General features: G+C 73.9%; 18 protein-coding genes and 2 pseudogenes. 16 read left to right on the forward strand and 4 right to left on the reverse strand.

Annotated elements, in window-relative coordinates; translation table 11 throughout:
- The first annotated feature begins 6 nt into the window (after nt 1-6).
- The 8 genes and pseudogenes from pdhA (ABZ836_RS22340) to ABZ836_RS22375 all read left to right on the forward strand — a co-directional run bounded on the left by pdhA (ABZ836_RS22340) (nt 7) and on the right by ABZ836_RS22375 (nt 8,871).
- Nucleotides 7-1,164, forward strand: a complete 1,158-nt coding sequence (gene pdhA / locus ABZ836_RS22340) for a pyruvate dehydrogenase (acetyl-transferring) E1 component subunit alpha (protein WP_356136547.1) — start codon at nt 7-9, stop codon at nt 1,162-1,164.
- Nucleotides 1,161-2,177, forward strand: coding sequence for an alpha-ketoacid dehydrogenase subunit beta (locus ABZ836_RS22345; RefSeq protein WP_361144734.1), 1,017 nt, complete (start codon nt 1,161-1,163; stop codon nt 2,175-2,177). The genes pdhA (ABZ836_RS22340) and ABZ836_RS22345 overlap by 4 nt, the downstream gene beginning before the upstream one ends.
- The gene (locus ABZ836_RS22350; RefSeq protein WP_361144737.1) at nt 2,177-3,658 is read left to right on the forward strand and encodes a dihydrolipoamide acetyltransferase family protein; all 1,482 of its coding nucleotides are present in this window, start codon (nt 2,177-2,179) and stop codon (nt 3,656-3,658) included. Before ABZ836_RS22345 ends, ABZ836_RS22350 begins: the two co-directional genes overlap by 1 nt.
- Nucleotides 3,659-3,683: 25 nt before the next feature.
- Nucleotides 3,684-4,073: pseudogene (locus ABZ836_RS22355) on the forward strand (NTP transferase domain-containing protein); the annotation flags it as partial.
- 597 nt (nt 4,074-4,670) lie between these two features.
- Nucleotides 4,671-5,198 (forward strand): annotated as a pseudogene (locus tag ABZ836_RS22360) (DUF6457 domain-containing protein); the annotation flags it as partial.
- Complete coding sequence (locus tag ABZ836_RS22365) at nt 5,195-6,667, forward strand: molybdopterin molybdotransferase MoeA (RefSeq protein WP_361144740.1); 1,473 nt, start codon at nt 5,195-5,197, stop codon at nt 6,665-6,667. The pseudogene ABZ836_RS22360 and the gene ABZ836_RS22365, both read left to right, overlap by 4 nt.
- Nucleotides 6,655-7,791, forward strand: a complete 1,137-nt coding sequence (locus tag ABZ836_RS22370) for a potassium channel family protein (protein ID WP_356136555.1) — start codon at nt 6,655-6,657, stop codon at nt 7,789-7,791. Before ABZ836_RS22365 ends, ABZ836_RS22370 begins: the two co-directional genes overlap by 13 nt.
- Nucleotides 7,792-7,881: 90 nt before the next feature.
- The gene (locus tag ABZ836_RS22375) at nt 7,882-8,871 is read left to right on the forward strand and encodes an NAD(P)H-quinone oxidoreductase (RefSeq protein WP_361144743.1); all 990 of its coding nucleotides are present in this window, start codon (nt 7,882-7,884) and stop codon (nt 8,869-8,871) included.
- A gap of 226 nt (nt 8,872-9,097) precedes the next feature.
- On the opposite strand, the gene ABZ836_RS22380 is transcribed toward ABZ836_RS22375, so the two are convergent.
- On the reverse strand, nt 9,098-9,298 hold the full coding sequence (locus ABZ836_RS22380) for a hypothetical protein (RefSeq protein ID WP_356136558.1): 201 nt from the start codon (nt 9,296-9,298) through the stop codon (nt 9,098-9,100).
- A 666-nt stretch (nt 9,299-9,964) separates the two neighbouring features.
- Between ABZ836_RS22380 and ABZ836_RS22385 the strand changes: the two genes are divergently transcribed.
- A complete protein-coding gene (locus ABZ836_RS22385; protein WP_356136560.1) occupies nt 9,965-10,501 on the forward strand; it encodes a bacterial proteasome activator family protein in 537 nt (178 codons plus the stop codon).
- A gap of 250 nt (nt 10,502-10,751) precedes the next feature.
- Here ABZ836_RS22385 and ABZ836_RS22390 read toward each other — a convergent pair whose 3' ends face one another.
- Nucleotides 10,752-12,377 carry a protein kinase gene (locus ABZ836_RS22390; protein WP_356136562.1) on the reverse strand — a complete coding sequence of 542 codons (1,626 nt, stop codon included), beginning with the start codon at nt 12,375-12,377 and terminating at the stop codon, nt 10,752-10,754.
- A 387-nt stretch (nt 12,378-12,764) separates the two neighbouring features.
- Between ABZ836_RS22390 and ABZ836_RS22395 the strand changes: the two genes are divergently transcribed.
- The 4 genes from ABZ836_RS22395 (at nt 12,765) to ABZ836_RS22410 (ending at nt 18,844) form a co-directional block, all read left to right on the forward strand.
- Complete coding sequence (locus ABZ836_RS22395; protein ID WP_356136564.1) at nt 12,765-14,426, forward strand: protein kinase; 1,662 nt, start codon at nt 12,765-12,767, stop codon at nt 14,424-14,426.
- Nucleotides 14,427-15,126: 700 nt separating this feature from the next.
- A complete protein-coding gene (gene pdhA / locus ABZ836_RS22400) occupies nt 15,127-16,332 on the forward strand; it encodes a pyruvate dehydrogenase (acetyl-transferring) E1 component subunit alpha (RefSeq protein ID WP_361144749.1) in 1,206 nt (401 codons plus the stop codon).
- A 2-nt stretch (nt 16,333-16,334) separates the two neighbouring features.
- Nucleotides 16,335-17,354, forward strand: a complete 1,020-nt coding sequence (locus ABZ836_RS22405; RefSeq protein WP_356136568.1) for an alpha-ketoacid dehydrogenase subunit beta — start codon at nt 16,335-16,337, stop codon at nt 17,352-17,354.
- A 14-nt stretch (nt 17,355-17,368) separates the two neighbouring features.
- Nucleotides 17,369-18,844 (forward strand): dihydrolipoamide acetyltransferase family protein, encoded by a 1,476-nt coding sequence (locus tag ABZ836_RS22410; RefSeq protein WP_361144753.1) that lies wholly within the window; start codon nt 17,369-17,371, stop codon nt 18,842-18,844.
- A 114-nt stretch (nt 18,845-18,958) separates the two neighbouring features.
- On the opposite strand, the gene ABZ836_RS22415 is transcribed toward ABZ836_RS22410, so the two are convergent.
- On the reverse strand, nt 18,959-19,903 hold the full coding sequence (locus tag ABZ836_RS22415; protein ID WP_356136572.1) for a serine hydrolase: 945 nt from the start codon (nt 19,901-19,903) through the stop codon (nt 18,959-18,961).
- A 222-nt stretch (nt 19,904-20,125) separates the two neighbouring features.
- Between ABZ836_RS22415 and ABZ836_RS22420 the strand changes: the two genes are divergently transcribed.
- Nucleotides 20,126-20,776: a GntR family transcriptional regulator gene (locus ABZ836_RS22420; protein ID WP_361144756.1), complete on the forward strand. Its 651-nt coding sequence runs from the start codon at nt 20,126-20,128 to the stop codon at nt 20,774-20,776.
- Nucleotides 20,773-22,104 carry an MFS transporter gene (locus tag ABZ836_RS22425; RefSeq protein ID WP_361144759.1) on the forward strand — a complete coding sequence of 444 codons (1,332 nt, stop codon included), beginning with the start codon at nt 20,773-20,775 and terminating at the stop codon, nt 22,102-22,104. Before ABZ836_RS22420 ends, ABZ836_RS22425 begins: the two co-directional genes overlap by 4 nt.
- 545 nt (nt 22,105-22,649) lie before the next feature.
- Here the strand turns inward: ABZ836_RS22425 and ABZ836_RS22430 are convergent.
- The gene (locus ABZ836_RS22430) at nt 22,650-23,474 is read right to left on the reverse strand and encodes a maleylpyruvate isomerase family mycothiol-dependent enzyme (RefSeq protein WP_356136577.1); all 825 of its coding nucleotides are present in this window, start codon (nt 23,472-23,474) and stop codon (nt 22,650-22,652) included.
- A 146-nt stretch (nt 23,475-23,620) separates the two neighbouring features.
- On the opposite strand from ABZ836_RS22430, the gene ABZ836_RS22435 reads away from it, so the two are divergent.
- The gene (locus ABZ836_RS22435; protein ID WP_361144852.1) at nt 23,621-24,427 is read left to right on the forward strand and encodes a carbon-nitrogen family hydrolase; all 807 of its coding nucleotides are present in this window, start codon (nt 23,621-23,623) and stop codon (nt 24,425-24,427) included.
- Nucleotides 24,428-24,457 lie beyond the last annotated feature (30 nt).

The following is a 24,457-nucleotide window of genomic DNA, read 5'->3' on the forward strand; positions in this document are numbered from 1 at the left end:
GCCGTCATGACGGTGATGGAGCAGCGGGACACCTACCGGCCCGCTCCGCCGCCCGCCTGGAAACCGCGCACGGATCCGACGCCCCTGCTGCCCGACGCCGAGCCCTTCCGCGTCCTGGGCACACCGGCGGCCGACGCGGTCGCCGAGGCCGATCCCGGCCTGCTGCGCCGCCTGTACGCCGAGGTGGTGCGCGGCCGCCGCTACAACGCCCAGGCGACGGCACTGACCAAGCAGGGCCGTCTCGCGGTCTACCCGTCCAGCACGGGGCAGGAGGCCTGCGAGGTGGCCGCGGCGATGGTCCTCGCCGACCAGGACTGGCTCTTCCCCAGCTACCGGGACACCCTCGCCGTGGTCGCCCGCGGTGTGGACCCGGTGGAGGCGCTGACGCTGCTGCGCGGTGACCGGCACACCGGCTACGACCCGTACGCCCACCGTGTCGCCCCGTTGAGCACGCCGCTGGCCACCCAGCTCCCGCACGCCGTGGGGCTCGCCCACGCGGCCCGCCTCAAGGGCGACGACGTGGTGGCCCTGGCGATGATCGGCGACGGCGGGACCAGCGAGGGCGACTTCCACGAGGCCCTCAACTTCGCCGCCGTCTGGCAGGCCCCCGTGGTCTTCCTGGTCCAGAACAACGGCTTCGCCATCTCGGTGCCGCTCGCCAAGCAGTCCGCCGCGCCCTCCCTGGCCCACAAGGCCGTCGGGTACGGCATACCGGGCCGACTGGTGGACGGCAACGACGCCGTCGCCGTGCACCAGGTGCTGGGCGAGGCCGTGCGGCACGCCCGCGAGGGCGGTGGTCCCGTCCTGGTCGAGGCCATCACCTACCGCCTGGACGCCCACACCAACGCCGACGACGCCACCCGCTACCGGGACGCGGCCGAGGTCGACGCCTGGCGCGACCACGATCCGGTACCGCTGCTCGAGCGGGAGCTCACCGCCCGCGGCGTACTGGACGAGGACGCGATCCGCGCCGTCCGCGACGACGCCGAGGCGATGGCCGCCGACCTGCGGGCCCGGATGAACCAGGACCCCGAGATCGACCCCATGGAACTGTTCGCGCACGTCTACGCCGAGCCCACGCCGCAGCTGCTGGAGCAGCAGGCGGTCCTGCGGGCCGAGCTGGACGCCGAGGCGCACGCGAAGCAGGAGGAAACGGCCCGATGACCACCGTCGACACCGCCGTCGCGGTCAAGCAGACGGCCATGGCGCAGGCGCTCAACCGCGCCCTGCGCGACTCCATGGCCGAGGACCCGTCGGTCCACGTCCTCGGCGAGGACGTGGGCACCCTGGGCGGCGTCTTCCGGGTCACCGACGGCCTCGCCGCCGAGTTCGGCGACGACCGCTGCACGGACACCCCGCTCGCCGAGGCGGGCATCCTCGGCTCGGCCGTCGGCATGGCGATGTACGGGCTGCGGCCGGTGGTGGAGATGCAGTTCGACGCCTTCGCCTATCCGGCGTTCGAGCAGCTCCTCTCGCACGTCGCGAAGATGCGCAACCGCACCCGCGGCGCGATGCCGCTGCCGATCACCGTGCGCGTCCCGTACGGCGGCGGCATCGGCGGCGTCGAGCACCACAGCGACTCCTCCGAGGCCTACTACATGGCGACCCCGGGCCTCCACGTGGTCACGCCGGCCACGGTCGCGGACGCCTACGGCCTGCTGCGGCAGGCCATCGCCTCCGACGACCCGGTGGTCTTCCTCGAGCCCAAGCGGCTGTACTGGGGCAAGGACGCCTGGGACCCGGAGGCCCCCGCGGAGGTCGAGCCGATCGGCAGGGCCGTGGTCCGCCGGAGCGGGCGCAGCGCCACGCTGATCACCTACGGACCGTCCCTGCCGGTCTGCCTGGAGGCCGCCGAGGCGGCCCGGGCGGAGGGCTGGGACCTGGGCGTGGTCGACCTGCGGTCGCTGGTGCCGTTCGACGACGAGACGGTCTGCGCCGAGGTCCGGCGCACCGGACGCGCGGTGGTGGTGCACGAGTCGGGCGGCTTCGGCGGGCCGGGCGGGGAGATGGCGGCGCGGATCACCGAGCGCTGCTTCCACCACCTGGAGGCCCCCGTTCTGCGGGTCGCCGGATTCGACATCCCGTATCCTCCGCCGATGGCGGAGCGGCATCATCTGCCCGGCGTGGACCGGATTCTGGACGCGGTGGGGCGGCTGCAGTGGGAGGCGGGCGACTGATGGCCGAGGTACTCGAGTTCAAGCTGCCCGACCTGGGCGAAGGTCTGACCGAGGCGCAGATCGTGCACTGGATGGTCGAGGTCGGCGACGTGGTCGTCGTCGACCAGCCGGTGGTCGAGGTCGAGACGGCCAAGGCGATGGTGGAGGTGCCCTGCCCGTACGGCGGCGTGGTCACCGCGCGGTACGGCGAGGAAGGCGGTTCGCTGCCGGTGGGCGCGCCGCTGCTGACGGTCGCCGTCGGCGCCGACCCGGGCGACGCCCGGGCCGCGTCCTCCGGCGCGGGGGGCGGCGCGGGGGGCGGCGCGGGGGTCGGCGCGGTGAACGGCACGGCCGTCGAGGGCGGCGCCGAGAGCTCGGGGAACGTCCTGGTCGGCTACGGCACCTCGGCGCCGCCGGCCCGGCGCCGCCGGGTCCCCCCGTCGTCCCCGGTGCGGGCCCGACCGCGGCCCGAGGCGCCCCGCCCGGCGCCGGAGCCGGCCGCGGACACGACGCCTTCCCGGGCGGGCGCCGCGCGGCCCGGGGCCGACCACGCAGGCGTCCCGTCCGCGCACGACGGTCCGGTCCCGGTCATCTCCCCGCTGGTGCGCCGTCTCGCCCGGGACAACGGGCTGGACCTGCGGGACATCACCGGCTCCGGGCCCGACGGCCTTATCCTGCGCGCCGACGTCGAGTACGCGCTGCGTGCCGCGGCGGCGCGGGAGCAGGCCCAGGAGACGGCGCCGGCGGCCACCGCACCGCCGACCGTCCGTCCGGCGGGTGCCGGTGCGGGTGCGGGCGTCCCGGCGTCGGCGGGGACCAGCAGGATCCCGCTGCGCGGCCTGCTGGGCGCGGCGGCCGACAAGTTCACCCGGAGCCGGAGCGAGATCCCGGACGCCACGTGCTGGGTGGACGCCGACGCCACGGAGCTGCTGAACGCCCGTGCGGCCATGAACGCGGGGTCCGGTCCGAAGATCTCGCTGATCGCGCTGCTGGCGAGGATCTGTGTCGCCGCCCTCGACCGCTTCCCGGAGCTGAACGCCACGGTCGACACCGCGGCCCGGGAGATCGTGCGGTTCGAGGAGGTGCACATCGGCTTCGCCGCGCAGACCGAGCGGGGCCTGGTGGTGCCGGTGGTCCGCGACGCCCACCGGCGCAACGCCGAGTCGCTGAGCGCGGAGTTCGCCCGGCTGACCGAGTCCGCGCGCGGCGGCGGGCTGCGGCCGGCCGAGCTCACCGGCTCGACCTTCACCCTCAACAACTACGGGGTGTTCGGTGTCGACGGTTCGACACCGATCCTCAACCACCCCGAGGCGGCGATGCTGGGCGTGGGGCGGATAACCCCCAAGCCCTGGGTCCACCAGGGCGAGTTGGCGGTGCGTCAGGTCACGCAGTTGTCGCTCACCTTCGACCACCGGGTCTGCGACGGCGGCACGGCGGGCGGGTTCCTCCGCCATGTGGCCGACTGCATCGAGCAGCCGGCGGTACTCCTCCGTTCCTTGTGATCGGGGATCCCTCCATACTCGTGGGGTGACCGACCACGAGAGCTCCCCCGCGACGCGGGGCGACGGGCACCACGGCTACGACGCCGTGGTGCTCGCGGGCGGCGCCGCCCGCAGGCTGGGCGGCGCGGACAAACCCGGCGTGCGGGTGGGCGGCAGGGCGTTGCTCGACCGGGTCCTTGCCGCGTGTTCGGACGCCGTTCGTACGGTCGTGGTGGCCGATCCCCGCCCGACCGCGCGGCCGGTGCGGTGGGCCCGCGAGGAGCCGACCGGCGGCGGGCCGCTGGCCGCGTTGGCGGCGGGCCTCGAGCACACCGCCGCCGAGGTGGTCGTGGTCCTCTCCGCCGACCTCCCCTTCCTGGGCCGCGACACGGTCCACCACCTGGTGGCCGTCCTCGCGGCGGCCCCCGACGCGGCCGTCCCGCCGTCCCCCGTGCCGGACGCCGCCCGCAACGCCGCCACCGAGCCTTCCGCCCCGGCCGGCCCCGGGCCGAGCGTCCCATCCGCCGGCCCCGCTCCCACGCCGGAGGCCGCGACCACCGCCCCGGACGCCACCGGGGCTGCCGCGCCGGGTGGTGCCGAGGCCGTCACTGCCCACGTTCGAGCCGCTGCCGCGTCGGCCGCCTCGCCGCCCGACGCCGGGGCCGCCGCGTCGGCCGCCCTTCCGTCCGGCGCGGAAGCCGCCGCTTCGGCCACAGCTCCGGACGCCGCCGAGGCCGTCCAACCGGTCGCCCCCGAAGCCATCTCGCCGGACGCCGCCACGGCTTCCGTGCCGCCGGACGCCGCCACGGCTTCCGTGCCGCACGACGCCGCCACGGCTTCCGCGCCGGGCAGGGCCGCTGTGGCTTCGGCTCCGCATGACGCCGCTGCGGCTTCCGTGCCGGACGTCTCCGTGGCCTCCGCGTCCGTGGCCTCCGCGCCGGACGCTGCCGCTGCCGCGCCGGTCGTCTCCCGGGCCGCCGCGCCGCACCTTCTCGGCCCCGGCGCGTCGGGTGGTGCCGCGGACGACGGGGTGGAGGCCGTGCTGGTCGTCGACGGGGAAGGGCGGCGGCAGCCGTTGGTGGCCGCGTACCGGGCCGCGTCATTGCGGCGGGTGCTCGCCGAGGTGGCCCGGACACACGGTGGACTCACCGGCCTGCCCCTGCGGCGACTGACCGAGTCGCTTCGGGTCACACTCGTCAGGGACCCGGCCGCGTCCTTCGACTGCGACACCTGGGAAGACATCGGCACCGCCCGCGCACGTATCAGGGAGCATGAGCACGTGTTGGATGAATGGATCACCGCAGCCAAGGACGAGCTGGGCATCGACCTGGACGTCGACACCGCCCTGCTCCTCGATCTCGCCCGGGACGCCGCGCACGGCGTGGCCCGTCCCGCGGCGCCGCTGACCACCTTCCTGGTGGGCTACGCGGCGGGTCGCGCCGGTGGCGACCCCGAGGCGGTCGCCGAGGCGGTGTGCAAGGCCGTCGCCCTCGCCCAGCGGTGGGCCGAGGAGAGCGCGGCCGAGGAGAGCGCCGCCGTGAAGCCCACGGACGCGGGATGACAGCCCCCGGCAATGCGGCCGGCCGGCTGCCCGCCGACGGCGGGGACCTGGACGAGCTCGGGGTGCAGGAGGCCCTGTCCCTGGTCAACGAGGCGGCCAGGACCTCGGCCGTACCCGTCCCCGGTGCCCCCGGAGGACCCCAGGCGTCCGCGCCGCCCGCCCCGTCCGGGACCTCCGCACAGTCCCCCGCGTCCCCCGCGTCCCCCGCATCCGCACCGTCCGCCCCGTCCGCGGAGGCCGGTCGTCGGCACTCCGGGGGGCTCCCGTGGCGCCAGGCCCGTGCCGTCGCCGACCGGGCCGGTCACGCATCCCGTGCCACGCGCCACCGGAACCGGCTCCCCGCACAGGTGGCGCTGGACGAGGCCCTCGGCCTGGTGCTCTCGGCCCCGCTGACCGCGCTGACCGACCTGCCGCCGTTCGACACCTCCGCCATGGACGGCTGGGCGGTGGCCGGGCCCGGCCCCTGGCAGGTGCGCGAGGACGGCGTGCTGGCCGGGGACGCCGAACCCGCCCCGCTGGCCGACGGCGAGGCGGCTCCGATCGCCACCGGCGCCCGTGTCCCCCGGGACACCACCGCGGTCCTGCGCAGCGAGCACGGCCGTCTCGACCCCTCCGGGCGGCTGCACGCCCAGCGGGAGACGGGCCACGGCCAGGACATCCGCCCCCGCGGCCAGGAGTGCCGTTCGGGCGACCAACTGCTGCCCGCCGGTACCCCGGTCACCCCGCCGGTCCTCGGCCTCGCCGCCGCGGCCGGCTACGACACGCTAGGCGTCGGCCCCCGGCCGCGTGCCGAGATCCTGGTGCTGGGTGACGAGCTGCTCACCGAGGGCCGCCCCCGGGACGGCCTGATCCGTGACGCCCTCGGCCCCATGCTGCCGCCCTGGCTGCGGGTGCTCGGTGCCGAGGTGACCGCCGTCCGCCGCCTGGGTGACGACGCCGAGGCGCTGCGCCGCGCGGTGGTCGGCAGCGAGGCGGACCTGATCGTCACCACCGGGGGCACCGCCTCGGGGCCGGTCGACCACGTCCACCCGATCCTGCGTGAGGCCGGGGCCGAGCTGCTGGTCGACGGCGTCCAGGTGCGCCCCGGCCACCCCATGCTGCTGGCCCGTCTCCAGGACGGGCGTCTCCTCGTCGGGCTGCCGGGCAACCCCCTGGCCGCCGTGTCCGGCCTGCTCACCCTCGCGCAGCCCCTGCTCCGCGCCCTGGGCGAGCACCCGGCGCCGGAGCCCTACGCGCTGCCCCTGGCCGAAGGCGTCCAGGGGCATCCGCACGACACCCGGCTGGTTCCGGTGGTCGTCCGTGCGGACCGGGCCCAGCCCTTGCACTACACAGGTCCCGCCATGCTCCGCGGCATGGCGGCGGCCGACGCCCTCGCCGTGATCCCGCCGGGCGGGTTGCGGGCGGGAGAGGAAAGCGAGCTCCTGGATCTCCCCTGGACGCTCGCCGGAACTGGAGTGTGTTTCACGTGAAACTGCCGGGACAGGACGTCATCGCCCGACAGGCGGGCGAACGTCTGGTCACCCACCGGGTGAAACTTCCGCAGAAGGAAGTGCCGCACCCCCTGCGTCAGGTCAGCAAACGGCTGTCCATGGCGCTGTTCGTGCTGGTACTGACCGCGTTCATCGTGTACCTGGACCGTGACGGCTACAACGACAACGCCGGCGGCGGGCTGACCCTGCTCGACAGCTTCTACTACGCGACCGTCACCCTCTCCACCACGGGTTACGGCGACATCACGCCCGCCAGCGAAGGCGCGCGGCTGACCAACATCCTCGTCATCACTCCCCTGCGCGTGCTGTTCCTGATCATCCTCGTCGGCACCACCCTCGAGGCGCTGACCGAGCGCACGCGGGAAGAACTGCGCCTGAACCGCTGGAGGCACACCTTGCGGGACCACACCGTCGTCGTCGGCTTCGGCACCAAGGGCCGGTCGGCCCTGCAGACGGTCAGCGCCTCCGGCGTGCCCAAGGAGCAGATCGTGGTGGTGGACGCCAGCAGCAAGGTGGTCGACTCCGCCGCCGCCGAGGGGTACGCGGGCGTGGCCGGCGACGCCACCCGCAGCGACGTCCTGATGCGCGCCGAGGCCCAGCGGGCCCGTCAGATCATCATCGCCACCCAGCGCGACGACACGGCGGTGCTGGTCACCCTGACCGCCCGGCAGATGAACCGGGGGGCCAAGATCGTGGCCGCCGTCCGCGAGGAGGAGAACGCGCCGCTGCTGCGGCAGTCGGGCGCCGACGCCGTGATCACCAGCGCCAGTGCGGCCGGCCGCCTGCTGGGACTCTCGGTGCTGAGCCCGGCGGCGGGCATGGTGATGGAGGACCTGATCCAGCAGGGCAGCGGGCTGGACATCGTGGAACGGCCGGTCATAAAGGCCGAGGTGGGCAAGACGCTCAGGGAACTCGACGAGATGGTGATCAGCGTGCTGCGCGGTCACCGGGTCCTCGGCTACGACGACGAGTCGATCGGCACGCTGCAGATCGCGGACCGCATCATCACCATCGTGCGGTCCTCCCAGGGGGCCCAGGTCGCGCCCGACCAGCGGCCGCTGCCGCACCCGGACCGGCAGACGGGCACCATCGACCGTCCGTGAGTGACCGGCCGCCGTCACCCGTCACCGCACCGGCCCCGTCCGTGACGGGTGGTCTGGGGGATCACCGGACGGAGGAGTAGCGTCGTTTCCATGCGTGCGATCACGATTCCCGAGGCGGGCGGTCCCGAGGTCCTGGTCTGGGCCGAGGTGCCGGACCCGGTGCCCGGAGAGGGCGAGGTCCTGGTCGAGGTGACGGCGGCGGCGGTGAACCGCGCCGACCTGATGCAGCGGCAGGGGTTCTACGACCCGCCGCCGGGCGCCTCGCCGTATCCCGGGCTGGAGTGCTCCGGCCGGGTCGCGGCCGTGGGCCCGGGGGTGTCCGGATGGAGCGTCGGCGACGAGGTGGCCGCCCTGTTGTCCGGGGGCGGCTACGCCGAAAAGGTGGCCGTTCCGGCCGGTCAGCTGCTGCCGGTGCCCGCGGGGCTGTCCCTCACGGAGGCGGCGGCGCTCCCGGAGGTGACCTGCACCGTCTGGTCGAACGTCTTCATGGTCGCCCACCTGCGGCCGGGCGAGACCCTGCTGGTCCACGGCGGCTCCAGCGGCATCGGCACCATGGCCATCCAGCTCGCCAAGGCGGTCGGGGCGAAGGTGGCGGTGACCGCGGGCAGCAAGGAGAAGCTGGACCGCTGCGCGGAGCTGGGCGCGGACATCCTGATCAACTACCGCGAGCAGGACTTCGTCGAGGAGATCGCCAAGGCGACCGACGGCGCCGGGGCGGACGTCATCCTCGACAACATGGGGGCGAAGTACCTGGACCGCAACGTCAGGGCGCTCGCGGTCAACGGACGCCTGGCGATCATCGGGATGCAGGGCGGCGTCAAGGGCGAGCTGAACATCGGGACGCTGCTGGGCAAGCGGGGGGCGGTCAGCGCCACGTCGTTGCGGGCGCGGCCGCTGCAGGAGAAGGCGGCGATCGTGGCGGCGGTGCGGGAGCACGTGTGGCCGCTGGTGGCCGACGGGCACGTGCGGCCGGTGATCGACCGCGAGCTGCCGATGGCCGACGCGGCCGAGGGACACCGGGTGCTGGAGGCCAGTGGTCACGTGGGCAAGGTCCTGCTGATCGCCCCCGACGCGTCGTGACGCCACCCTGACCGCACGGCCCCCGCCGAGACGGTCGGTGCCCGAAACGGTCAGGGTCTGAGCGGCGACGGCCCGAACCGGTTCGCCGCCGCCGCCGCCCCCGCCGCCGACGCCGACGGCGACTTCGACGCCCGCCCCGACGCGGAGGACCCCGCCCCGGCCGGACCGGACCGGGACGGGGCGACGACTCCCGCCTCTGCCGGCTCGGGCACGGTCCACCCCCTCCTCAGTCGCGGCGAAGGCGGAGGGCCTGGCAGGTGAGGGCGAAGGCGAGGCCGGTGAGGATCAGGCCGAGGCCGAGGGGCGCCGTGCTGCGCGGGTGCTCGCGGGCGCGGGGCGCGGAGGCGGGGTCGCCGTGGGGGCCCTGGTCGGCGGTGTCCGGGGGGACGGACGGCAGCGCGAAGTCCCCGGGCGGGACGCTCGGCACCGGGAAATGGTGCGGCGGCGCGTCCGGGCCCTGGTCGGACACGGGCGGACCCGAGGACGCCCCCGCCGAGGCGGACGTCCCAGCGGAGGCGGACGCCGACGGCAAGGCCGTCCGCCCCGACGGTGAGGGCGCCGGCGAGGCCTCCGGCGGGCCGGGCGGCCGGGGAACCGCCCCCGGCGGCGCCGACGGCAGGGCGGACGCCTCCGAGGCCCCGGACGGCCCGGCGGACGCGCCGGGCGAACCGGAGGGGAAGCCGGAGGGCGAGCCCGTGACGGCACCCGTGGGGGAACCCGACGGCACGCCGGACGGGGCGGTCGGCGACGGCGGCGGACCCGTCCGACCAGGCCGTTCCTGGCCCTCGCCGACCACGCTGCCCGCCCGTGACGGCTCCGCCGCCGAGGGCGTGGGCGGGCCCGGAGGCCCGGCCGCGGCGGCCGGCATGGGAAGGAGAAGACCGGGCAGGAGCAGTGCGGCCGCGAGTGCCCGTCGGCCGTGGGTGGCCATGGCGATGCCCCCCTGGTGGTACGGAGCCCGAGAGCGACAGCCCCAGCGTCACACGCGGCCGTGGTCACGGCATGCTGGGTGATCCGGACGGTGGATCAAGCGACGCGTAGGGCAAGGACGGTATTGACCGTGTGGGGACAACAGGTGCGAGACAATGGCGGCATGGAGATGCCGAGGAACGAGAGGTCGCCCGAGAACCCGCAGATCCTGGTCGTCGGCCAGGACGGTATGGCTCTCGGAGGCGGCGGGGACGACGAGTCCCGCGAGACCCCGGTGACCGAGCAGGTGGAACAGCCTGCGAAGGTCATGCGGATCGGCAGCATGATCAAGCAGCTGCTGGAGGAGGTGCGGGCGGCGCCTCTCGACGAGGCCAGCCGCGTGCGCCTGAAGGAGATCCACGCCAGCTCCGTGAAGGAGCTGGAGGACGGTCTGGCACCGGAGCTCGTGGAGGAGCTGGAGCGGCTCTCGCTCCCGTTCACCGACGAGGGCACGCCGAGCGACGCGGAACTGAGGATCGCCCAGGCCCAGCTCGTGGGCTGGCTGGAAGGGCTGTTCCACGGGATCCAGACGACGCTGTTCGCCCAGCAGATGGCCGCGAGGGCCCAGCTGGAGCAGATGCGTCGCGCCCTGCCGCCGGGTGTCTCCGGCGACGTCGACGACGGGCGCGGCACCGGCCGCACGGGCGGCCCCTACCTGTGACCGTGACGGCCTGACGTGACGGCCTGACGTGACGGCCTCGCGAGGCGTCCGCACGTGACGTCCTCGCGAGGCTTCTCACGGGACGCACCGACGGCGGCACGACCGCAGCACCCGAGGGACACCGCAGGAAGACCGGAGCAACACCACAGGAACACCACGGGCCGGGATCCGCGCCGAGCGCGCGCATCCCGGCCCGTCGCCGTCCGCCGGAACTCCTGCTGGTACGTGCCGCCGGGGCAGCCGCGAGCGGCTACTCGGGCCGCCCGGTCGAGATCTCCACCTCGATCTCGACGCCGTTCTCGTCGACCTCGGTGCCCGGGGCCGGGAACTGGCGCACGACCATGTCCTCGCCCCACGTGGCGTCCGGGACGTCCTTGTCGTCGTACTGCCAGCCGCCCGCCTGGAAGCAGGCCTGCACCGAGGGCCAGTACTTGTACCGGAAGTCGGGTACGACGATCTTGTCCTCGTCGTTGTACGCCTCTTCCGGTTCGCTGCACTCCTCGGAGTCGATGGTCTTCTCCTTCTCCGGCCCCTTGTACTCGCCGGCCGGGTCGGCGGACGCGGACGCGGTGGAGCCGCCGCCGGTGATCTTCTTGTCGTCGTCGCCCGGGAGGTTCAGCGCGGCGATGACGCCGCCGGCCACCAGCACCGCGGCCACGGCCGCGCCGATGAGCACGGAGCGGTTCCTGCCGCCCCGGCCGGGGGCCGCGCCGCCGCCCGGCGTGCCCGCGGGGCCCGTGGCGTAACCCGGGCCGGTGGCCATCGGGGTCGGGTAACCCGGCTGCGGCTGCTGGTAGCCGCCGGAGTGCGGGTAGCCGTAGGCCGGCTGCTGCGTCGCGTACGGGCCGGGCGTGGGCGTCGGCGGCTGGTAGGGGGTGTGCACGCCCGCCGGCGGCGGGGTCTGCTGGCCGACCGGCGGGAACACCGCCGAGCCGACGCCGGCCCCGCTCTGGGCCTGGGTGCCCGGAACGATGCTGGGCGCGACCTGCTGGAGGGACTGCATCACCCGCAGGCACTCGTCGCGCATGGCGACGGCGCTCGGGAAGCGCTCGTTGGGGTTCTTGCGCAGCGCCCGGGCGACCAGCGCGTCCACCGCCGGGGGCAGCGACCGGTTGATCGAGGAGGGCGCGGCCGGCTCCTCCTGGACGTGCGCGTAGGCGATGGCCAGGGGCGAGTCGGCGTCGAACGGCAGCCGGCCGGTCACCAGCTGGAAGAGCATGATGCCGACCGAGTACAGGTCGGAGCGCGCGTCCACGCCGCGGCCCAGCGCCTGCTCGGGCGACAGGTACTGCGGGGTGCCGACCACCATGCCGGTCTGGGTCATGGAGGTGACGCCGGACTGCATGGCGCGGGCGATGCCGAAGTCCATCACCTTGACCACGCCGCGCTTGGTGATCATCACGTTGCCGGGCTTGATGTCCCGGTGGACCAGGCCCTCCTCGTGGCTGATCTCCAGCGCGGCCAGGACGTCGGCGGTGACCTTGAGCGCCTTGTCGGCGGGCATGGCCCCGTACTGGTCGATGTCGGCCTGGAGCACGGAGCCGAGCGGGCGGCCCTCGACGTACTCCATGACGATGTAGGGGGTGGTCAGCTCGCCGAGGACGTCCTCGCCGGTGTCGAAGACCGAGACGATGTTGGTGTGCGCCAGCTTGGCGACGGCCTGCGCCTCGCGGCGGAACCGCTCGCGGAACGCCTGCTCGCGGCCCAGCTCGGTGTGCAGCGTCTTGATGGCGACCTGCCGGTCGAGCACCGCGTCGTAGGCGAGGTGCACGGAGGCCATGCCGCCCTGGCCCAGGAGGTCGCGCAGCTGGTAGCGCCCGCCCGCGAGTGACTGTCCCGCGTACCGGCCATGGCTCTGTGCGCCGTCCTGGCTCATGTGTGTGCTTCCCCCATCGGCTTCGGCACGGCGGCAGCGGCCGGGGCCCTCCCGCGAGTGGGTGTCGACCGTGATCGACCGTATGTTTCCCGGCCAAGTCTGCCGTAGGGCACAGACACGTCAAGCGTGGTGCCCGTTCCGTGACCGTACGCGAAGGAAGCGTCGCGGAAGCGTTACGGGTTCTCCTCCGCGGTCACCGGGAATTTGCATGTCAGGCATGCCACCGGGTTTGATGACCGGTCCGTCTCCAGCCGGGCCTGCGGGGTGTCTCCCCGACCGGGACCTGGGTCCGACCCCGGACGGAGGGGTGCCGGAAGGCTGTAGCGTGGCTGACGGAGACCGCAACAACACTGCCGCGCACCGCGGGCAGAAAGACGGCGAGGACTGATGGCACAGCAGCATCCCGCTCAGGGCCCGTCCGATCCCGAGGCGGCCGGCGGCGGCATGTCTGACGCGCCGGATAATTGGGGCAACGGCGGACTGGTAGGCGACGGACGGTACCGGCTGACCCGCAGACTCGGGCGGGGCGGCATGGCCGAGGTGTTCGCGGCCGAGGACGTGCGTCTGGGGCGGACCGTGGCGGTGAAGCTGCTCCGTGCCGACCTCGCCGAGGACCCGGTGTCCAAGGCGCGCTTCACCCGCGAGGCCCAGTCGGTGGCCGGACTCAACCACCACGCGATCGTCGCCGTGTACGACTCCGGCGAGGACAGGGTCGCCGACGGCTCCTCGGTGCCGTACATCGTGATGGAGCTGGTCGAGGGCCGCACCATCCGCGAGCTCCTGATCGAGTCCGAGGCCCCGGGGCCGGAGCAGGCGCTGATCATCGTCTCGGGCGTCCTCGAGGCGCTGGCCTATTCGCACCAGCACGGCATCGTGCACCGCGACATCAAGCCGGCCAACGTGATCATCACGCACAACGGCGCGGTCAAGGTCATGGACTTCGGCATCGCCCGGGCCCTGCACGGCGCGCAGTCGACCATGACGCAGACCGGCATGGTGATGGGCACCCCCCAGTACCTGTCCCCGGAGCAGGCGCTCGGCAAGGCCGTCGACCACCGGTCCGACCTGTACGCCACGGGCTGCCTGCTCTACGAGCTGCTGGCGCTGCGGCCCCCGTTCACGGGTGAGACCCCGCTGTCGGTGGTGTACCAGCACGTCCAGGACATCCCTCGGCCGCCGTCCGAGACGAGCTCCGAGGTGCCGCCGGAGCTCGACGGCCTGGTGATGCGCTCCCTCGCCAAGGACCCGGACGACCGGTTCCAGACGGCCGAGGAGATGCGCGGGCTGGTCCAGTACGCGCTGGAGATGCTCTACGAGCAGGGCGGTCACACCGGCACCTGGAACACCGGCCCGGTCCTCGCCAACGGCGGCCCCCGGGGCGGCGCGGGTGTCGGCGCGGGCACGACCGCGGCGACGGCGATGCTGCCGCAGGGCGGCGGCCGCGGCGGCCCGTCGACCGCGCAGATCCCGCAGCCGATGATCCCGGCGTACGACCCCCACGACGACGGCGGCTACACCGGCGGCCAGGGCGGGTCCGGCGGCCGGGGCAAGCTGCTGCTGCTGGCCGCGCTGGCGCTGATCGCCGTGGTGGCGGGCGTCGCGCTGGCGATGAACACGGTGAACGGGGACGACACCAAGGGCAAGCAGGACCCGAAGCCCACGGCCACCAGCCGGACCACCGCCCCCGAGGAGGAGTCCGAGGCCCCGGAGGAGACCCCCACCGAGGAGGACACCGCGGACACCGGCACCGGCGGCGAGTGGGACGACTACCCGCCCCAGGAGGAGTCGCCGCTGCCCAGCGCGACGCCGGAGTCCCCGAACCCCGGGGGAAGCGGCACCGGAGGGAACACGGGATCCGGCGGCAACACCAACACCTCCGGCGGCACCGACGGCGGCACCGAGGGCGGCGACACCGAGGGGGCCACCGAGGGGACGACCGAAGGCACCACCGAGGGCGCCACCGAGGGCACGACCGAGGGCGGCCAGACCGAGGGCGCGACCGAGGGCGCCCTCCAGGGCCAGCTCGGGTCCATGACCGGCGGCGGTTGACGGACGACCGGCGGTCCGCGGGAGGGCGGAGGGGACGAGGGCCTGTCCGACGGATCTTGCACGTGGGTCGCGGGGGCCGGCACGCACGTCTGCGGCGTTGTCGTCACTCGACGACGCTCCGCGTCGCCTCCCTCCTCCGCCTTGCAGCCGCACGCACCAGCCCTCGCTCAGGGCGGTGACAAGGGAACTCGGCAGCAAGAACGGCAAGAGCCGCCGGACAGGCCCTAGGCGTCCCCTCCGCCCTCCGCCCTCCGCCGTTTTCGCCGGAACCTCCGTGCGCTCCGGGAAAGGGGTGCGCGAGGGGTGCGCGAGGAGGAGAAAAAGAGTCCGTACGGAGTCTTCCGCACGACTCGTGTCCGTTATACGGTGCGCGATGTTCCGGCCCCCTGCGGGCCCGTTCCAAGGCTGCCACCAGCGGTTCTTCCCGACATTCGCGATGTGGTCGGACTTCCGAGCTTTTTTACTTGGATATCCAATCAACATCGCAGGTCAGGCGTGGTTTCCCAGAAATGCGGAACCGCGGGTAACGTGATTTCTCGCAGGGCTCTCGCCGGGGCACTGTCACGCCTGATCCCGGTCGAGGGCACCCACCCCGTGCCGCTGCCGGGGCCGGGCGAGCCGTTCCCCCGCGCCCCAAAGGGCGAGGGGGGCATCCCCAGGTCACCCGGCAACCCCGGGGACCGGACGACGGAGGAGCAACGTGACCGTGGAGAGCACTGCCGCGCGCACCCAGCGACGCAGCGCCGCCTCAGGCAAGGCGGCCGGGGCGTCCCGTGGCCGTACGGCGGCGAAGAAGTCCGCCAAGGGGGCAGGCCCCGCCGCGGCGGAGCCGGAGCTCGTACAGCTGCTGACTCCCGAGGGGCAGCGGGTGAGCCACCCGGAGTACGACGCGTACGTCGCCTCGATCACCCCGGAGGAGCTGCGCGGCCTGTACCGGGACATGGTGCTGACCCGCCGTTTCGACGCCGAGGCCACCGCCCTGCAGCGCCAGGGCGAACTGGGCCTGTGGGCGTCGCTGCTCGGCCAGGAGGCCGCGCAGATCGGTTCCGGCCGGGCGCTGGACGACGACGACTACGTCTTCCCGACCTACCGCGAGCACGGCGTTGCCTGGTGCCGCGGGGTCGACCCCACCAACCTGCTGGGCATGTTCCGCGGCGTGAACCACGGCGGCTGGGACCCCAACAGCAACAACTTCCACCTGTACACGATCGTCATCGGCTCGCAGGCCCTGCACGCCACCGGCTACGCGATGGGCGTGGCCAAGGACGGCGCGGAGAGCGCGGTCATCGCCTACTTCGGCGACGGCGCCTCCAGCCAGGGCGACGTGGCGGAGGCCTTCACCTTCTCGGCCGTCTACAACGCGCCGGTGGTGTTCTTCTGCCAGAACAACCAGTGGGCCATCTCCGAGCCGACCCACCGCCAGACCCGGGTGCCGCTGTACCAGCGCGCCCAGGGCTACGGCTTCCCCGGCGTCCGCGTCGACGGCAACGACGTGCTGGCCTGCCTCGCGGTGACCAAGCAGGCCCTGGAGCGCGCCCGGCGCGGCGAGGGCCCGACCCTGGTCGAGGCCTTCACCTACCGCATGGGCGCCCACACCACCTCCGACGACCCGACCCGCTACCGCGGTGACGAGGAGCGGGCCGCCTGGGAGGCAAAGGACCCGATCGCCCGCCTGCGCGCCTACCTCCTCGCCGAGACGGACACGGACGAGGGATTCTTCGAGGAACTCGAGACCGAGAGCGAAGCGTTGGGCAAGCGGGTGCGCGAAGCGGTCCGGGCGATGCCCGAGCCGGACAAGTTCGCCATGTTCGAGCACACCTACGCCGACGGACACGCGCTCGTCGACGAGGAGCGTGCCCAGTTCGCCGCCTACCAGGCGTCGTTCTCCGACGGTGAGGAGGTCTGACCATGGCTGTGAACACCGTGGCTTCCAGCACCGCGCCGGCGTCCGGCGCGAAGAACCTGCCGATCGCCAAGGCGATCAACGAGTCGCTGCGCAAGGCCCTGGAGACGGACCCCAAGGTCATCGTCATGGGCGAGGACGTCGGCAAGCTGGGCGGCGTCTTCCGGGTCACCGACGGGCTGCAGAAGGACTTCGGGGAGGAGCGGGTCATCGACACCCCGCTCGCCGAGTCCGGCATCGTCGGCACGGCCATCGGCATGGCGCTGCGCGGCTACCGGCCGGTCGTGGAGATCCAGTTCGACGGCTTCGTCTTCCCCGCGTACGACCAGATCGTCACCCAGCTCGCCAAGATGCACGCCCGCTCGCTGGGCAAGGTCAAGATGCCGGTCGTCATCCGCATCCCCTACGGCGGCGGCATCGGCGCGGTCGAGCACCACAGCGAGTCCCCCGAGGCCCTGTTCGCGCACGTGGCGGGCCTGAAGATCGTGACGCCGTCGAACGCGTCGGACGCCTACTGGATGATGCAGCAGGCGATCGAGTGCGACGACCCGGTGATCTTCTTCGAGCCCAAGCGCCGCTACTGGGACAAGGGCCAGGTCGACACCGAGGCCATCCCGGGCCCGCTGCACAAGGCCCAGGTCGTCCGCCAGGGCACCGACCTGACGCTCGCCGCGTACGGTCCGATGGTCAAGCTCTGCCAGGAGGCCGCCGACGTGGCCGCCGAGGAGGGGCGCTCGCTGGAGGTCCTGGACCTGCGGTCCGTCTCCCCGCTCGACTTCGACGCCGTCCAGGCCTCGGTGGAGCGCACCGGCCGCCTCGTCGTGGTCCACGAGGCGCCGGTCTTCTTCGGCTCCGGCGCGGAGATCGCCGCCCGGATCACCGAGCGGTGCTTCTACCACCTGGAGTCCCCCGTGCTGCGGGTCGGCGGCTACCACGCCCCGTACCCGCCGGCCCGGCTGGAGGAGGAGTACCTGCCCAGCCTGGACCGGGTGCTCGACGCCGTCGACCGCGCGCTCGCGTACTGAGGGGAGGACGGGACATGAGCACCTCCGTGCGTGAGTTCAAGATGCCCGACGTGGGCGAGGGCCTCACCGAGGCCGAGATCCTCAAGTGGTACGTCCAGCCCGGTGACACGGTCACCGACGGCCAGGTCGTCTGCGAGGTCGAGACCGCCAAGGCGGCCGTGGAACTGCCCATCCCGTACGACGGGGTGGTGCGCGCCCTGCACTTCCCCGAGGGCACCACCGTCGACGTGGGCACCTCGATCATCGCCGTGGACGTGGCCGGCGGCGCCCCCGCCGAGCCCGGGGCGGCGCCCGCCGCCGAGCAGCGGCCTGCCGCGGCCCCGGCGGCCCCCGCTGCTCCGGCCGAGGAGGCCAAGCCGCAGGGCCGGCAGCCGGTGCTGGTCGGGTACGGCGTGGTGGAGTCCTCCACCCGCCGCCGCCCCCGGAAGAACGGTTCGGCACCCGCCGTCGCCGCGCCGGCCGCCGCGCCCGCGGCTCCGGCCGCGCTCAACGGCAGCGCCGCCCCGGCCGTCCCCGGTGCCCCGGCCGTCCCCGGTGCCCCGGCCGTCCCCGGCGCCCCGGAGCGGCCGCTGGCCAAGCCGCCGGTGCGGAAGCTGGCGAAGGACCTCGGGGTCGACCTGTGGTCCGTGCGGCCGACCGGACCCGACGGGATCATCACCCGGGCCGACGTCCAGGCCGCCGCGGCCGCCGCCGTGCCCGAGGTGCAGGCGCCTGCCCCGGTCGAGGCCGCGCAGGCCGCCCCGGCGGCTCCCGTCACGGCCGCGGCGCCCGCCGCGTCCTTCGACGGCGCTCGGGAGACCAGGATCCCGGTCAAGGGCGTCCGCAAGGCCACCGCGCAGGCGATGGTCGGCTCCGCCTTCACCGCCCCGCACGTCACCGAGTTCGTCACGGTCGACGTGACGCGCACGATGAAGCTGGTCCAGGAGCTCAAGCAGGACCCGGACATGGCGGGGCTGCGGGTCAACCCGCTGCTGCTGGTCGCCAAGGCGCTGCTGGTGGCGATCCGGCGCAACCCGTCGATCAACGCGTCCTGGGACGAGGCCGGCCAGGAGATCGTCGAGAAGCACTACGTCAACCTGGGCATCGCCGCGGCGACGCCGCGCGGTCTGATCGTGCCGAACATCAAGGACGCGCACGCGAAGACGCTGCCGGAGCTGGCGAAGGCGCTGGGCGAGCTGGTCGCCACGGCCCGCGAGGGCCGCACCGCCCCGGCCGACATGCAGGGCGGCACGGTCACCATCACCAACGTCGGCGTCTTCGGCGTCGACACCGGTACGCCGATCCTGAACCCGGGCGAGGCGGCGATCCTGGCCTTCGGCGCGGTCAAGCTCCAGCCGTGGGTCCACAAGGGCAAGGTCAGGCCGCGGCAGGTCACCACCCTGGCGCTCTCCTTCGACCACCGCCTGGTGGACGGCGAGCTCGGCTCCAAGGTCCTGGCCGACGTCGCGGCGGTGCTGGAGCACCCCAAGCGGCTGATCACCTGGGCCTGACGGCCCACACCCGGGCCTGACGGCCCGCACCGGGGCCCGACGGCCCACCGGCCCGGGAACGACGCGGGGCCCGCCACGCGGACGCGTGGCGGGCCCCGTGCCTTGCCGGGAGCCTCAGCCCAGGCGGGCGAAGCCGTGGTTCAGCAGCCGGGTCGCGTCGGTGGTGCGCTGCGCCGACGAGGTCGAGGCCAGCACCGTGCCGATCACCGTCCTGCCGTTCCGGGTGGCCGCGAACACCAGGCAGTAGCCGGCGACCTGGCCCGAGCCCGTCTTCACACCGATCGTCCCGCTGTAGCTGCCGAGCAGCGGGTTGGTGTTCTTCCAGGCGCCCATGGTGCGGGTGGTGCCGCTCCTGGTGGTGGTCTTCGCGGTGTACGACGTGGTCTTCACGACGGTCTTGAAGGTGCTGTTGCCCAGCGCGTTGCGGGCCAGCTTGGTGAGGTCGCGCGGCGTCGAGTAGTTGGAGCCGTTGCTGATGCCGTCGAACGAGTCGAAGTGCGTGTTGGTCATGCCGAGGCTCTTCGCGGTGGAGTTCATCTTGCCGATGAACGACTTCACGCGCGCGGACCGCGAGCTGCCGGTGCCGAACTTGTCGGCGAGGGCGTAGGCCGCGTCGCAGCCGGACGGCAGCATCAGCCCGTAGAGGAGCTGGCGGACGGTCACCTTGTCGCCGACGACCAGGTTGGCCGAGGAGGCGCCCTTGCGGACCACGTAGTCGCGGTAGTCCTGCTGGATGGTCACCTTGGCGTCGAGGTTCAGGTTGGGCTGGCTGAGCACCACCTTGGCCGTCATGATCTTGGTGGTCGAGCCGGTGGGCCGCCGGGTGTCGGCGCTCTTGGCGAAGGTGGTCCTGCCCTGCAGGCCCTCCATCACGAAGCCGCCCTTGGCGACGATGCTCGGCGCGGTCACGCTCTTCAGCGGCGGTGCGACCGCGGTGCCGCTCGGCCCGCTCCTGGCGTGCACGGGCGCCGCGGCGAGCGTCCCGCCGAGGAGCGTCGCGCCGGTGACGAGGGAGACCGCCGCGGTGCGCAGGCGACGTCTGCCGATGCCGGTCTTCACGTGGGGAACCCCCGGATGTGATGTGCCCCCGACCAGTCCCCGGGGCAGGGCGCCGTCGCGGGATACGACGGTGCGTGATGTCCGACGACTGCGGGGGGCCTTTGGTTGTGCGGGAGGACGGGGGACTTTCCCCGATTCCGGCGATCACGGGCGGTGGGACCGGATCGTCCACATGCCGGAAGCGGCCCCGGCATGCGCACGTGTTGTATCTATGCTGTCCGCATGACCTCCCCGCCGAAGCAGCCGCCCGCCGCCGAGCGGGTCTACAGCCACGTCAAGCAGGCCGTCCTCGACCGGACGTACGAGGGCGGCAGTCTGCTCACCGAGGGCGAGCTCGCGGAGGCGGTGGGCGTGTCCCGGACGCCGGTGCGGGAGGCCCTGCTGCGGCTGGAGGCCGAAGGGCTGCTGAGGCTCTACCCGAAGAAGGGCGCGCTGGTGCTGCCCGTCACCGCGCAGGAGATCGCGGACGTCGTGGAGACCCGGCTGCTGGTGGAGGAGCACGCGGCCCGCAAGGCGGTGCCCGCCTCGCCGCGGCTGATCGCCCGCCTGGAGGAGCTGCTGGAGCGGCAGCGGGAGCAGGCGGCCGCCGGGGACTACGCCGCCGCCTCGGTGACCGACCGCTGCTTCCACGCCGAGATCGTCCGCAGCGGGGGGAACGCGATCCTCTCCCACCTCTACGACCAGCTCCGCGACCGGCAGCTGCGGATGGGCGCCGCGGTGATGCACTCCCACCCCGACCGGGTCGCCAAGACCCTGGTCGAGCACGCGGAGATCCTCGAGGCGCTGCGGGCCGGCGACGCCGACCGGGCGGTCGCGGCCGTGCACGGGCACGTGGGCTGGTTCTCGCACCTGGCGCGCGGAGAGGCCCGATGAGCGACGGATCCCCCGCCCGGGCCACCGGTGCCGAACGTGTCGGGCCGCACGCCCTGCCGCCGGACCCGCCGGGCGGCGGGCGGGCCGTGGCCGTGTGGTCGGTGGGCATCTCGGTCTACTTCGTGGCCGTCCTCTTCCGGACCTCGCTCGGCGTGGCCGGCCTCGACGCGGTCGAGCGGTTCCACGTCAGCGCCTCGGCGCTGTCCACGTTCTCGATGCTGCAACTGCTCGTCTACGCCGCGATGCAGATCCCGGTGGGCCTGCTGGTGGACCGGTACGGCACCAAGAAGGTGCTGGTGGCGGGCTGTGTGCTGTTCACCCTGGGCCAGCTCGGCTTCGCCCTGGCGCCCTCGTACGGCATGGCGCTGGTCTCCCGGGCGCTGCTCGGCTGCGGCGACGCGCTCACCTTCCTCAGCGTGCTGCGGCTCGGGGCGCGCTGGTTCCCCGCGCGGCGCGGGCCGCTGATCGGCCAGCTCGCCGGCCTGATCGGCCAGGGCGGCAACGTGGTCTCCACGCTGGTGCTCTCCCGGGCGCTGACCGAGTTCGGGTGGACGGCCTCGTTCGTCGGCAGCGCGCTGTGCGGCGTCGTGGTGCTGGTGCTGACCCTGCTCTTCCTCAAGGACCACCCGGACGGCCACGGCACCGAGCGGGGCGGCCACCGGGGCGTGGCGTACGTGCGGCGGCAGATCGCGGAGTCCTGGCGGGAGCCGGGGACGCGGCTCGGGATGTGGACGCACTTCACCACGCAGTTCCCGGCGATGGTCTTCCTGCTGCTGTGGGGCATGCCGTTCCTGGTCGAGGACCAGGGCATGGACCGGGCCCGGGCCGGCACGCTGCTGACGGTGATCGTGCTCTGCAACATGGTCGTCGGCGTGCTCTACGGGCAGCTCATCGCCCGCCGCCACGGGGCGCGGATGCCGCTGGCGCTGGGCACGATCGGGTCCACGGCGGTGGTGTGGGCGGTGCTGCTGGCCTGGCCGGGACGGGCGCCGGTCGCCGTGTTCGTGCTGCTGTGCCTGGTGCTGGGGGCGTGCGGCCCCGCGTCGATGATCGGGTTCGACTTCTCCCGGCCGGCGAATCCGGCGGAACGGCAGGGGACGGCGTCGGGCATCACCAACATCGGGGGCTTCACCGCGTCGATGACCACGCTGCTGGCCGTCGGGGTGCTGCTGGACCTCACGGGGGACGACTACCGGGTGGCGTTCTGCGTGGTGTTCGTGATCCAGGCGCTGGGGGTCTCGCAGATGCTGCGGCTGGGCGGCGCGGCGGCCCGGCGGGAGCGGGACCGGCTCGGCGCGGGGCGCGTCGCGGCGGTCCACAAGCCGTAGCCGCGCGGGGGCGACGGGCGTGCCGCGCGGTCCGCGGTGCGGCACCTGTCGCCCCACCTCGCCGCGGCCATGGCTTGAGCCCCGTCCTGCCACGCGGGACCTGTGCCTGACCCCGGCCTGCGGGGGCCTGTGCCGCGTTCTCGCCCTGCGGGGGCCTGTGCTGCGTTCTCGCCGTGGGGGCTGTGCCGCGCTCTCGCCGAGCGGGGGCTGTGCCGCATCCCGGCGTGCGAGGCCTGTCCCGCGCCTGGGGCCGTTCGGGGCTCGTCCCCACCCTGCCGCCGTGGGGTTCCGTCTCCCCATCAGCGCGCGGGTCCGTGCCGCACCCCACCGCGCGGGTCCGTGCCGCGCCCCACCGCGCGGGTCCGTGCCGCGCCCCACCGCGCGGGTCCGTGCCGCGCCCCACCGCGCGGGTCCGTGCCTCACCGTGCCGCGCCCCGCCGCGCGGGACCTGTGCCCGGCCCCGTCACGCGCGGCCTGTCCTCCCCTCCGCGCTGCCCGTCGCGTCGCCGCGTGGTGCCCGCGCCGGCCTCCGCCGGGGGCGGTGACTACAGGGTGACCGGGAACTCGCGGAGGATGGCGGCCGTGAGGTCGAGGTCGCCCTCCTGCTTGACGTGGTCGGCGACCGCGGCCGGCTTCACGCGGCCGCAGGCGAGGAGCACGTAGGTCTCCCAGTCGAGGGTGAGGGTGGCCGCGGGGCCGAGCGCGGGGGCGGTCTCGACGGTGCCGCGGCCGCGGATGTCGACCCGCACCGTGCGCAGGAACTCCACCGGACCGTTGACGTCGAAGACCACGGCCGAGCTCCGCGGCGCGCCCGCCCGCTCGGCGACCACCTCGGGCAGCGCGTCCAGCAGGTGGTCGCGGGCGACCAGCGCGCCCGGGGAGTCCAGGTTCCCCGGCACGCCGAGCGCCGCCCGCAGGTCCTGCTCGTGGACCCAGACGTCGAAGGCGTGGCGGCGCATCGACTCCTCGAGGGTGATCTCCCGGCCCAGGGGGCCGCGCACCACCGCGTCCGGCTGCCGGGAGTCGTTGCGCAGCTGCCGGTTGCGGCGGATGACCGTGTACTCCAGCTCGGCGGTCATCTCCGGCGCCGTGTGGTGGCGCCGGACGTCGACCTGCATCTCCATGTACCGCTGGTGGTCGGTCGTCACGTGGTACAGGTCGCGCGGCAGGGAGTGGATCGGCCGGGGGTCGCCGAGCATCTCGCAGTCCAGCCCGATGACGTGCGAGACGATGTCGCGGACGGACCAGCCCGGGCAGGGCGTCCGCCGGTTCCACTCGGGCTCCGCGAGGGTCTGCACCAGCTCGGATATCGCCTCGATCGAGTGAGTCCAGGCGTCGGCGTAGGGCTGAAGGGCAGGATGCAGACTCACGGAACGGGACCCCTCGGGCGGTTGGTACTCGGGCAGTGCCAGCGTCTTGGAGAGCTAAGTTACGCTGCGGGGAGGTGCCCCGGCAGATGTTTCGTGTGACGATCGTAGAGCCGGGCGGACAACTCGACGGCCAGGACGGTGGTACGGTGCGCGCCTCTCTTCTCCAGATGCGTGTGGACGGGAGCGAGTCGGCCGAGGAGCGCCGGGTGCGCGCCTCCGCGCTGGTGCGGCAGCAGGCCGGGGCGGACCTGGTCGTGCTGCCGGAACTGTGGACCACCGGGGCGTTCGCCTTCGAGGAGTTCGACGCCCACGCCGAGCCGCTGCGGGGCCCCACCCACGAGGCCATGGCGCGGGCCGCCCGCGAGGCCGGGGTCTGGCTGCACGCCGGGTCGGTCCCGGAACGCGCCGAGGACGGGACGCTGTACAACACCGCCCTGGTCTTCGCGCCCACCGGCGAACTCGCCGCCTCCTACCGGAAGATCCACCGCTTCGGCTTCGACAAGGGCGAGGCCGTGCTGATGGGCGCGGGCGGTGATCTGGTCACCGTGGAGCTGCCGGAGACCACGCTGGGGCTGGCCACCTGTTACGACCTCCGTTTCCCGGAACTCTTCCGCGGGCTCGTCGACGCGCGGGCGCAGACGCTGGTCGTGCCGGCCGGGTGGCCGGAACGGCGCCGCGCGCACTGGACGTTGCTCGCCCGTGCGCGGGCGGTGGAGAACCAGTGCTTCGTCCTCGCCTGTGGAACGGCCGGGACGCACGCGGGGGTTCCGCAGGCGGGTCACTCGATCGTGGTGGATCCGTGGGGCGAGGTCCTGGCCGAGGCGGGCGCCGACGAGGAGGTCCTGACCGTGGAGTTCGACCCAGCGAGGACCGTCGCCGACACCCGCGAGAAGTTCCCCGTGCTCAGGGACCGCCTGCTCGGCCTGCCGAAGCCGCCCCGTCCGGCGGTCTGACGGCCCCGGCGCCCGCGGCGCCGCGAACGG

Source organism: Streptomyces sp. NPDC047130, assembly GCF_040643475.1.
GTDB lineage: Bacteria > Actinomycetota > Actinomycetes > Streptomycetales > Streptomycetaceae > Streptomyces.